This is a genomic window from Ligilactobacillus sp., from assembly GCF_036846325.1.
GTDB lineage: Bacteria > Bacillota > Bacilli > Lactobacillales > Lactobacillaceae > Ligilactobacillus.
In genome coordinates this window covers 19,317-30,516 of record NZ_DAIUCE010000012.1, presented here as the reverse complement: position 1 = coordinate 30,516, position 11,200 = coordinate 19,317, and the positions used below count along the sequence as shown (strand labels likewise).

11 protein-coding genes are annotated in these 11,200 nt (G+C 47.9%); 6 read left to right on the top strand and 5 right to left on the bottom strand.

Translation table 11 applies throughout. The annotated features are described in order from the left end of the window. From V7Z60_RS02515 to V7Z60_RS02490, 6 genes are all read left to right on the top strand, one after another. Nucleotides 1–386: MmcQ/YjbR family DNA-binding protein (locus V7Z60_RS02515; protein WP_334116038.1), on the top strand; the 386-nt coding region annotated here is incomplete at its 5' end. A 73-nt stretch (nt 387–459) separates the two neighbouring features. Beyond that, complete coding sequence (locus V7Z60_RS02510; protein ID WP_334116037.1) at nt 460–1,530, top strand: hypothetical protein; 1,071 nt, start codon at nt 460–462, stop codon at nt 1,528–1,530. 121 nt (nt 1,531–1,651) lie between these two features. After that, nucleotides 1,652–2,413, top strand: a complete 762-nt coding sequence (locus V7Z60_RS02505) for an alpha/beta fold hydrolase (protein WP_334116036.1) — start codon at nt 1,652–1,654, stop codon at nt 2,411–2,413. A 14-nt stretch (nt 2,414–2,427) separates the two neighbouring features. Next, nucleotides 2,428–2,748 carry a metal-sulfur cluster assembly factor gene (locus V7Z60_RS02500; RefSeq protein ID WP_334116035.1) on the top strand — a complete coding sequence of 107 codons (321 nt, stop codon included), beginning with the start codon at nt 2,428–2,430 and terminating at the stop codon, nt 2,746–2,748. An 18-nt stretch (nt 2,749–2,766) separates the two neighbouring features. Then, nucleotides 2,767–3,735 (top strand): ABC transporter permease, encoded by a 969-nt coding sequence (locus V7Z60_RS02495; protein WP_334116033.1) that lies wholly within the window; start codon nt 2,767–2,769, stop codon nt 3,733–3,735. Between the two features lie 15 nt (nt 3,736–3,750). Then, the gene (locus V7Z60_RS02490; RefSeq protein ID WP_334116031.1) at nt 3,751–5,124 is read left to right on the top strand and encodes an RsmB/NOP family class I SAM-dependent RNA methyltransferase; all 1,374 of its coding nucleotides are present in this window, start codon (nt 3,751–3,753) and stop codon (nt 5,122–5,124) included. 42 nt (nt 5,125–5,166) lie between these two features. Here the strand turns inward: V7Z60_RS02490 and V7Z60_RS02485 are convergent, their stop codons facing one another. The 5 genes from V7Z60_RS02485 to mvk form a co-directional block, all read right to left on the bottom strand. Further along, nucleotides 5,167–6,207, bottom strand: a complete 1,041-nt coding sequence (locus V7Z60_RS02485) for a hypothetical protein (protein WP_334116029.1) — start codon at nt 6,205–6,207, stop codon at nt 5,167–5,169. A gap of 157 nt (nt 6,208–6,364) precedes the next feature. After that, nucleotides 6,365–7,399: a type 2 isopentenyl-diphosphate Delta-isomerase gene (gene fni, locus V7Z60_RS02480; RefSeq protein ID WP_334116027.1), complete on the bottom strand. Its 1,035-nt coding sequence runs from the start codon at nt 7,397–7,399 to the stop codon at nt 6,365–6,367. 20 nt (nt 7,400–7,419) lie between these two features. Then, nucleotides 7,420–8,490: a phosphomevalonate kinase gene (locus tag V7Z60_RS02475; RefSeq protein ID WP_334116025.1), complete on the bottom strand. Its 1,071-nt coding sequence runs from the start codon at nt 8,488–8,490 to the stop codon at nt 7,420–7,422. A 69-nt stretch (nt 8,491–8,559) separates the two neighbouring features. After that, complete coding sequence (gene mvaD, locus V7Z60_RS02470) at nt 8,560–9,519, bottom strand: diphosphomevalonate decarboxylase (protein ID WP_334116023.1); 960 nt, start codon at nt 9,517–9,519, stop codon at nt 8,560–8,562. After that, a complete protein-coding gene (gene mvk, locus V7Z60_RS02465; RefSeq protein WP_334116022.1) occupies nt 9,516–10,475 on the bottom strand; it encodes a mevalonate kinase in 960 nt (319 codons plus the stop codon). Before mvk ends, mvaD begins: the two co-directional genes overlap by 4 nt. Nucleotides 10,476–11,200 lie beyond the last annotated feature (725 nt).

The following is an 11,200-nucleotide window of genomic DNA, read 5'->3' as shown; positions in this document are numbered from 1 at the left end:
GAATTCGTTTAAGAGGAGTGATTTTGGTGAACAGGGATGATTTTGAAAAGTTCGTCATCCAAAACTACGATGCAAGTTTTGATTATCCATGGAAGAAATCGCCTAGAAACGAGGTCTTCAGGCATAAAAACAGCAAAAAATGGTTTGCGCTGGTGATGAACGTTCAAAAAAAGTGGTTAGGTTCAGACGAAGAGGGGGTGGTTGACGTTGTCAATCTCAAATGTGACAAGGAACTTGTCGGTTCTTTACAAAAAGAGCACGGTATTTTCAAGGCATACCACATGAACAAGGAAAATTGGGTTACGGTTGGTCTTGACGGCATCGTTTCAGACGAAAAACTCAAATCGTTGGTCAGAATGAGTTATGATCTGACTTCAGGAAAGTAAACCGTTTTTGAAAAAGTGACAGGAAATTCAGGAAAAGGTGCGTCAGAGCACTGCATTTTTAGGGGGAATCAGAATGGAAAATGATTTTGAAACGCATCGTCCGCTTGAAGGCAAAATCAAGAAAGTCACGCTTTATTCGAGAAAGAAGAGAAGCACGATTTTTGAGCAGATTTTGGAATTGAATGATGAAAAGGCAACGATCGAAATCGTCAATCACAATCCGCCCGGCATGGGGGACGAGTATCTTTTTCCGAATCCTGCTTTTGACGGGGTCATGGGAGATTTGAAAGACGTTTACGAAACTTTTTTTGAAAAATCAGGTCGTGACGACTGGAAGCTCATTTTCGTAAATGAAGCAGGAGAAGAGTTCGAAACGCACGGGGCACTGCAAAAAAGCGGACGACTCTCGTCCATCTCTGATATGATTCGCTCCATGTTCAAGCGAGATGATCTGCTGGTGTTTGACGGAAATCCCGACAAAGTCGACAGAATCGAGCTTTTGTTCAACCGGTGCCTGAATTTTTCAGACGAAGAAATCGTCGATTCAAGCGAAAGAATCGTGATTGATCGCGCATCCGAGTCAATCGTCGTGCAAAGAAACAAGTTTGATCGTTTAAAGGTGAGAAGCAACGTGCAGCTTGCTGGCATCGTATCTAATTTTCTGGATGATGTTTCAGTGAATGCTTTTTCAAGGGTTGAAGGCAATCCCGCTGACGTTTGCGAAAATCCTGCCGGAGAGCAAAATTATCTGATCAGACTCGAAACAAAATTCGGCAGAAAAAAAGAGGTCAAGGGCAGTTTTGACAAGCGCGGTCTGCCCGTCGACTGGCCGAAGTTTGCTGAAAAATTGAATTATCTGCTTTATTATTACGGAGTCGCCGGCGAAATTCTCAACCCGTTCAACTATGAGAAGGTGCTGCGCTGCAAGGACGAGCTGATTTTTTGCAACGTCTGTTTTGATGACAGCGGCTCGGCAATCATGTGCCTTGCAGATGAGGATCAATACGAATTCGGTGATTGCGTTTATGTCGAAGGAATTGATGAAATCGGACAGATCGAGTCCGTCGAATACCATAAAAAAGAAGATGCACCCGTATCCTTGCGGGAAATCAGGCATATTCTCGGCAAATGCGATGATTTTTGAGAAAGCATACCTTGTTACTTTAACTAACGTTTATGAATCATTAAATTTCAATTTCGGTAAAAGGCGAAATATGCCATAATAGTGTATAATTAGAATAGATATTTCGGATGGGGGTTTTCTGATGATTGAAGTTGCATGCAAACATGCGGGAGAGTATCCCGTTCTGGAACTTACTGACAGTGATCTGAGAGATGAATCATTGCCGCTTGTGTTCTTTTACCATGGCTGGGAAGGATGCAAGGAAAAGGTCCTGACGCAGGGCTATGAAATAGCCAGGCGTGGCTTCCGTGTAGTCATGCCCGATGCGCAGTATCATGGCGAACGTGAAGTGAACGGACCCGCGAAGACGCACTTTCTTGAATTCTGGCAGATTATCGCTGATTCGGTCGCTGAATTTCCAAGGATTGTCGATTACTACGAAGAAACGGCTGGAATCAAGGATGGCTTTGTCGGCGTCAGCGGTCTTTCAATGGGCGGCATCACGACATGTGCGTTGATGGCTTCCTACGACTGGATTTCTTCTGCAGTCTGCCTGATGGGTTCTCCCTGTCCGGTCGAATTTGCGAAGAAACTGATTGCTTCGATGCCGGAGGTCAAGAACGTTCCGCAGCAATACGTTGATTCCCAGCTTCAGGCTCTGCGCGCAATTGACCTGTCGCTTGCGCCGGAAAAGATTGCCGGTCGTCCTTTTCATTTCTGGCACGGAACGGCCGATCAGATGGTGCCGTACAAGCCGACAAGGGCTTTTTACGATCGGATCAGGGATGAAGACTATGCCCGGAACATGACGTTTACGACGACGGAAAAGGCCGTGCACAAGGTCTCATATGAAACAACGGTCGAGATGGCCGAAAAATTTGCTGAATATTACGAAAACAGATAAGCGAGGTAGATTAAATGTCAGAACGTACGAACGAACAAATCAAGGAAGAGATTCTGGACCGGCTGGAAATGGTGACCGACCCTGAGCTTGGCGTCGACATCGTCAACCTGGGCCTTGTCTATGCAATAGATCTTACTGAGGACGGAACGTGCGTCGTTTCCATGACCTTGACGACGATGGGGTGTCCTTTGACCGACCTTTTGGCTGATCTCGTGACGAATGCCCTGGGAGACGTTGAGGAAATCAAGAAAGTCGACGTCAAGTTCATCTGGGAACCGGCCTGGACGACGGACCGCATGACGAGTTATGCCAAAATGGCATTGGGCATACACTAATGGAAGGATTGGCAGATTTTGTTTAAAAAGCGCATCTACGTATTTTTCTATATCTTTTTAGTCGCATTCTTTTCGGTCTATCTTTGTTTCAAGATTCAGGAACGGGACATGATCATTCAGCTTAATAATCACAATCTTTCGCCAAACACGTATCGCGTGACGCTGAAGCAGAACATGACCCTGTACGATCTTAACCGGAAGATCGGAAAGACTGACTTGCTGGACAACGTTCAGGTTCATTACCAGGATTGCGAAAACAAGCACGTGACCTATTTTTACGGCAAGGGCAGCTTTACTGCTCCGCCGATGCTTTCGGGACACTTCTTTTCAGACAGCGACTTTGAATCGAACGTAGCGACGGTGGTTGTCGGCAAGAACTGGCAGAACAGGCTGTATCGTCCAAAAGACCAGGCTTATCTGAAGTGGAACGGCAAATACGTTCCCGTAATCGGCGTTATGGGCGACAACTATAATTCGGAACTTGATGACCAGATTTTCATTTCTCTTTCGACTGCCCAGCTTCAGGATGCATATTCGAACAATTACCGCATCCTGCTCGACAGCTCGCAGGACCTGAAGTCAAACACAATCAAGTCGGCGCTTGGTGCCAATTCGGTCAGGCGTCAGGTCGCAAGTCACTTCATCGTCTCTGATGAATCGTGGATTGCCTCGCACTGGGCACAGGCCTTAGGGATTGTTCTGGTCATCGTTTTGATGATCGGCGAAATCGTCTTCTGGATTATTTCTTCCAAGCGAAACTACGATGAAACGATGTTCTTGAAGGTTGACGTGCCGCGTTTTATTTTTGCGGAATGGAGGGCATTCAGCATCTGCATTGCGCTCGGATTGATTCTGGGCGGTCTTGCGGGAACGCTCTTCTACAATCTTAATTCCTATATCCTGGTGCTTTGCTTCCTTGGCGGACTCTTTGTCTGCTCAAGCGGCCTGTTTTACTGGCTGCTGAAGCGCCAGATGAAAAAAGACTAGAAGAGGTTGCTGATCATGAATCTACCTGATGAGTTTATTGAAAAATACACGAAACTGCTTGGCGATGAGGCCGAATCCTTCTTTGAAAGCTTTGATGCCGAACCTCAGAAGGGCTTTCGGCTGAATCCGCTGAAATCCAATTATCAAAACGTTGCCTTGAATCTGGAACACCCGGTTGAGTATTCTGCAGTCGGTTATGTCGGATCCGTCAGCGGCAACTCGCTTGAACATCAGGCGGGATATGTCTACAGCCAGGACCTCAGCGCAATGTATGTCGGTGAAGTCTGCGATCCGAAGCCGGGAGAGAAGATCCTTGACCTTTGCGCGGCACCGGGCGGAAAGTCCAGTCACCTGGCATCCCTGATGAACAATGAAGGCCTGCTGGTTTCAAACGAAATCAACAGGAAGCGTGCACTGATCCTGGCTGAAAACATGGAGCGAATCGGTGCAGAAAACGTTATCGTCACCAACGAGGATCCGGCGGGGCTGACGAAGACATTTGAGAAGTTCTTCGATAAAATCGTTGTCGATGCGCCATGTTCGGGCGAAGGAATGTTCAGGAAGGACCATGCTGCGACAAAGTACTGGCATAAGGATTACCCGGCAGAATGTGCCGCAAGACAGAAGCTGATTCTTGCCGATGCCATGAAGATGCTGAAGCAGGGGGGCACGCTTGTTTACTCGACCTGTACGTTTGCGCCTGAAGAAGATGAGCAGATCATAACGTGGCTCTTGAACGAATACCCGTATCTGGAACTCGTTCCGATTAAAAAGTACTCCGGCATGGATGAGGGACGCCCTGAATTTTCCGATGGAAATGCAGAACTTCGAGGCTGCGTAAGGCTGATGATGCACCATTTCAGGGGTGAAGGGCATTTCATTGCCAAACTGTTGGATACGCGTCCTGCAGCCGAGAATGTTTCCAGGAAGAAGGACAGAAAAAAACACGGCAGAAAGTCTTCCATGAGTTCTGAGCAGGCCGGGCTTTGGCAAAGCTTCGCCAAAGACTTCGGACTGGATGTCAGGGACTCGGACCTGAGCGTTCTGGGCGATCATCTGTATCTATACAGAAGGTCATGGCCTGACATCTCACGGTTGAAGTTCATCAGACCAGGGCTTTTGCTGGGCACCTTCAAGAAGAAGCGTTTCGAGCCTTCATACAGCCTTGCGCTCGCACTTGATCCGGCGGAGTGTCCTCGCGTAATTGAGACGGACATATCTGACTGGCAGAAATATGTGTCAGGAAACGTCATCACTCTTGCAGGACGTCCGGAACAGGGCAGCGGATGGTATCTGCTGGTATGTGAGGGCAAGGCCTACTCATTCGGCAAGGCCGTTGACCTGACGGTGAAGAACTTCTTCCCGAAGGGTTTGAGAATCTTAGGATAATGAAAAAGAGCACATCCAACTCGGGTGTGCTCTTTTTAATTGTCAGTATTGTGTCTTCATTACCTTGAGCCAGGCATCGACCTGTCTTCTCTGATTGCCGTATTTTTGGTAGAGCTGGTCTGGGGTGAAGGTGTTTTTGAGAATGGCCCCGCTGTCATCATCAAAGTTATCAAAGAGTGATCCATCAAGAATTTGATCTTGCGACAAGGCTGCAGCAATCTGATGAATTCTTATGGTATTATCGGAAACTGCAACGGTATAATTGAAATCACAGACCACACCGCAGTCCTTGTTGGCGCTTGAATAGGTGCAAAGGAAAATCTGCCCGTTTCCATAGTCACGGATGGTAATTCTTGAATTTGCTGAACCTGGTTCCTGTCCCTTCTCGGGTGGATCAGAGATAGTGTCTTCATTACAGAGTGCCTGAGCAGCCATGACGGCCAGCTGTTCCTGACTTGCCGGATGCTGGCTGGAAAACGGTGTGTCCTCGTCCACTTCATCTTTTCTTCCGCCGATGTTGAATGTACTGCTGCCGGATGATTCTGACGAGGAACTGCTGTCTTTATTGAAGTCATTCATGTTGTCCTGGTGCTTCTTATGTTTGGATTTGGTCAGGACAATCTGAATCGGCTTTCTGCTGACGATCTTCTTCGTCTTCACGTCCTTGAGATATCCGTCAGCAGTGATCTGATAGTACGCAACCTGTTTCTTTTCCTTGAACATGGTAATGTATCCGTAGCCGTTCTTATTTGTAATTTTGGCGGAAAGGTCCGTCGTGTCGGCGAAGCTCAGGTGATGACAAACTGCGTATGCCGCAGTTCCCCAGGCGATGCACTGATCAGATGTAAGAGCTGAAGTGTCAGCATCTTCCATTGTCTGCGTTTTGACGGTGTCGTCATCTTCCTTTGAACTGGCAGCCTTCTTTTCCGTGTCTGACTTTGCAGATGATGATCCGGACTTCTTTCCCGAAAGAAAACTGACTTCCGTTCCGCTCTTTTCACCGTGGCTTTTTCCGGAATCGGAACATCCGCCAAGAATGAGCGAAAGCGTCAGCATGCTGAGCATGATGTATTTTGGCTTCATAAGTTGTTTCTCCCTCGATATGTAAGAATAAGGATAATGTTAGCACGCATGCGTGGAAAATTAAAGTGGAAATTCTTCGGGGATTGGGTTGACAGGGAGAATCAGGATTCTGAAAACACACAAAAAACCGTCTTCATCATCGAGACGGTTTTTTGTGTCAAAGCTGTTCAACAGTGTTCTTTAGTTCTCCGGAGAGTATCACTTGCGTTTTCTTCAGTTCTGAAACGGTGCGACATCCCAGAAGGGCCATGAGCGTCCTTACACCGAGCTTAAGTTCCTCGATTCTTTCAATCAGGCCGTCTGTTCCGTCCTTGATCAGAACGTGGAGAAACATGCCGGAGATGCCGACGTTTTCCGCACCGAGGACGAGACATTTGACGATGTCTTCGGCATTCCTGATTCCTCCGGAGGCGGTGAGGGCAAGACCGTGAAGTTCCCGTTCATGCTTTCTTGCGCCCAGAAGTGTTTCGGCGGTCGTCAGGCCGAGTTCCTGCATGAAGGAAAGCGTCTCCTTGCCTTTGCGCCGCTCGTTTTCAATCGCTGCAAAGTTCGTCCCGCCTGAACCTGCCAGGTCGACGTAGGAAAAATTGTTTTCAGCCAGGATCTTCAGAGTCTGAGGCGTCATGCCGGATCCGACTTCCTTGATCAGGACGGGCACATTCAGGCATTTTTTCAGTTCCACCAGATTATCAAGCCAGTAGAAGGATGAATCTCCTTCCGGCATGACCAGCTCCTGAGCTGCATTCAGGTGAAGCTCAAGTGCGTCTGCGGAAATCATCCTGACTGCCTGCTCTGCATTTTTCAGTGGATGTCCGGCACCGAGATTTGCCAGCATGATGCCGTCTTGATTGATTGAACGGAGTCTTTCAAAGCCCCTGGCAAATGCAGGGTCTTTGAGTGCAATGCTCTGGGAGCCGACGGCCATGGCAAGTCCCGTGGCAGCTGCCGCCATGGCCAGCTTCTCGTTCAGCCGGTCTGTCGTCTCGCTTCCGCCGGTGATGGCGTTGATGAAGAACGGGGCTTCAATCTTTTTTCCGGCCAAAGTCGTTGAAAGGCTGACCTCGTCCAGTGAAATTTCCGGAAGATTGGCCGGAATGAGCCGGACGCCTTCCAGACCGTTTGAACTTTTCTTACGGTAAAGCTTTTCTGCAATCATGACGTGTTCGTCTTTTCTGTGCGAATGAAGATTCATCTTGCCCTCCTTTTGCAAAATCAGTCGTTGTAATGGACGCTCAAGTCAAGCGGGATGATGTCGTGTTTTGTCCATTCATCGAGCAGGGGAGCCGTGTCGATTGAAGAGTCGATCAAAACGATGCCGCAGTCGCCTCCGCCTGCGCCGGACGTTTTGGCAGCACCGCCGAAACGCTCTGCACTTTCAATCAGATATTTCAGTGTCGGCGTCTCAATTTCGACGCCCGTGATTTCATGCAGGTTTTCCAGGAGGCTGCGGTTTTTGCGCAGACATTCCTGAATTCCCTTCAAATCATGTTCCTGGAAGGAAACTTCCATCTGTTCAACGCATTTGCTGCTTTCATGAACGAATTCCAGATACTTCTTGCGCCTTTCATCCTTGGAAAGCTCGACTTTGTCGACCAGGTTCGAGGTTGAAGCGGGCGATCCCGTCCAGCCGATGAGAAGGTTAAGATTGTCAAATACAGGGAGGGACTTGATTTTGAGCCCCGGCCAGGTCTTGGCGAGCAGTTCGCCAAGGGAATAGTTGTGACGGGCCGTTTTAAGCCACTGGCGGTCAAACGAATGGTATTCGAGCCAGCCGCCGAAAACGCTGGTGGCAATGTCTCCAAGCGATCCGTTCCCCTGGACTTCGAAATGAGCGATGGCTGCAAGCTTGAAAAGCCGGTCAGGCGTCACATCCAGCCTGTAGTACTGGCAAAGTGCCCTGACGGTTGCAACGGTGACTGCTGCAGATGATCCGAGGCCGTATTTCTTTCCGCTCGGGCTGTCAAGTTCACTGTCAATTTTCAAATCATAGCAGCGCATTTTTCTGCCGAGCTCCTGGGCGTACTGTTCGGTGATTCTGATGCCTGACAGGATATATTCAAACGGGTTGTCGCGATTGTCGATTACCATGTGTTCGCCGCGTCTTTTCCAGACAACGGTCGAGTTTTCGTATTGCTTTGAAATGATCGTGCCAAAATCCTTGCTGTCTTCGATTGAAACGTAGACGTATTTGTTGAGACCGACCAGGATTGCGGGACATCCGGTTTCAACGACCGCATATTCGCCCGCAATATAAAGCTTTCCAGGTGCTTTGACCTTAATCAATTTTTTCAAATCCTTTCAATGATCGATGATGAAAAAATTCCCCTGATTGCAGCGGGAATCATCGGGAAATCAGATAAGTCTTGCGCCGGGGCCGGGGTTTGCGACCAGAAGATTTTCCCTTGCGAAGAACTTTGACAGTTCGTCAATGATAAAATCAACGTTCTTTCTTTCACAGATGACTTTGACGTTTGGCCCCGCATCCATCGTGTAATAGCAGGGAATGCCCTGACTTCTTAATTCTTCAATTTTTTGCATTGCAAGAATACTGTCAGGCATAAAATATGAAAAGTGCGGTCTGGCGCTCATGTTCAAGGCATGCATCTTCATGGCACTTGCTTCGGAAACTTCGCCGAGCAAGTGAAAATCCCTGGTTTTGATGGCCTGTTTGACCAGTTTGAGATCTTCTTCGGCCGTTTTGACCCACCCAGGGTAGTAGGGGGATGTTCTGACGACTTGCTGCATCCCGTTCCTGGAACTGATCTTTTTTTCATGGCCGTTGATGACGATGGCAATCATGCAGATTTCCCAGTCTGTTTCTTCTTCAACCGGCTCGGCGAAGGACGTCAGATCATCTGTTCCCCTGTGCCATTCGACGAACCCTCCGAAGATCGAGCGTGTGGCCGATCCTGAACCGCGTCTTGCGAGTCTCGAGAGCTCTTTTCCCGTCAAATGCAGTCCGGCTGCGCTGGTGGCTGCAAGCGCAAGGGCGGCATAGGCCGATGCGGAAGAGGCCAGTCCGGCCGCTGTCGGTACGTGATTGATCGAATCGATTCTTGCAAAAGTTTCCTTTTTTGCCATTTTTCTGACAAGATTCATGAATCCGGCTACTTTAGGATCGCACTTTTGCTTGCCGTCAAGGCAAAAAACGTCTTCCGTCAGCGTAGGATCAAACTCGACCGTCGTATCCGTATAAAAATGGTCCAGCGTCAGTGAAACGGATCCGTTCATGGGAATGATCAGTTCTTCATCTGCCTTGCCCCAGTATTTGACAAGTGCAATGTTTGTGTGAGCTCTTGCTGTTTTTTTCATAAAGCGGGTGATACCTCCTTGGCAGCGAGCGGTTCGATCCATGTTTTCCGTACCCCGGACAGACTTAGCTTTTGAGCCAGTTCGTTTGCCTGCGCTGCATTTTCCGTCAGACAGATGAAGCATCCGCCGCGCCCGCCTCCGGTCAGCTTGGCACCAAGCGCGCCGTTGTCCTTTGCGATGGAAATATACTTGTCAAGCTCGTCGCAGCTTACGCCAAGAGCCTTGAGTACGCTTTGGGCGGCATCAAACGTCTGTCCCAGGCCGGGCAGATCGTTTTTTGCCAGCTGTTTTCCGGCGGCAAGAGTCAGCGACTGAAGCTCGTCAAACAGGGCGTTTGTTTCTTTTGCGTCGCTTCCGAGACGCTTCTTGACGGCAGCGATTGCTTCAGAAGTCTGCCCCTTGATGCCGGTATCGCAGATTAAAAGGCAGCCGTCCAGATTGATCGGGATGCGCTTGATTCGGCCGGCCTTCATCCAGATCGGCGTGTTTGACGCGCAGGTTGCGGCATCAAGTCCGCTCGGATTGGTATGCGTGGCAACTTCTTCGATGTTTGCCGCCGCAAGCAGTTCTTTTTCGCTGAAATGCAAGGAAAAGAAACTGAACAGCGCACGTGCCAGGGAAACGGCGACGCATGCCGAAGAACCCATTCCCCGTGCAATCGGCACCATGCTTTTAATCGTTGCTTCAAGTCCTTTCTGGTAATTTTGTCTTCTGACAGCATCCAGGATCAGTTTTTTGATTCCAGTCATGTCTGACGGAGCATCAGCCAGCAAACCGTCGAAACGTTCGCTGTGAATGATAATCTGCCCGTCTTCCCGTGATTTTATCGTGGACGTTGCCTTAATTGTTTTGAGCGGAATCGCAATTGCTGGTCTTCCATAGACTACGGAATGTTCACCGATTAAGATGACTTTCGCGTGGCTTTCGCCGAAGCCGAAACGTGATTCTTCTTCCAAATGTATTGCTTCCTTTCCGTTCTGTGTTTTTGCAATCAGATTTATTATACTAGTAATTGTTTTTGGCTACAAGTGGAGAAGTTCAACTTGAGATTACCGGTGGGCATAGCATTGATTTATCATTGAAATTACCATAGGGCAGGGATTTGAAACATGACAAGGATATTTGCAGCAGACATGTATTTGAGTGTTGAGCAACGGCAACTCGGAAAAGGAAAACTTAATAAAGATTGAGGAAAGAGCGTAGTATATCATAAGATTTAGAGGGATTGGAACATGGTAACAGGAAAAAATCTGCAGATAGTCTGTTGGGTTATTGTAATTATCATCGAATTGCTTGAGCTGTCGGGAATCAGGCTGTAGAAAATAATAATAAGATTGGCGATACACATAGAAAGGTGTAATATAATGATTGTAAGCAGATGGATGATTTGGGGAGGAAAAGTAATCAGGAAAAGAAATACTATACCTCAGCTGTTGTGGCAATTGTGTTAGCAGTGATACTATGGATTCTTAAGATTGTTGTAATTGAAAGATGAATATTTAACGGTTGACGAAAGTGGCAAGGCGGTGATAGCTAATGATGTTTGAAATGATTTTGCTTGATAATAACGATAAATCTGTAACATATGAAGTTAGGAATCATGATAAAAATATAAAAATAGATAATATCACAGTTAATAAACACGATAAAAGCTATGTACTTGAATCAGGAAAAAAGATTG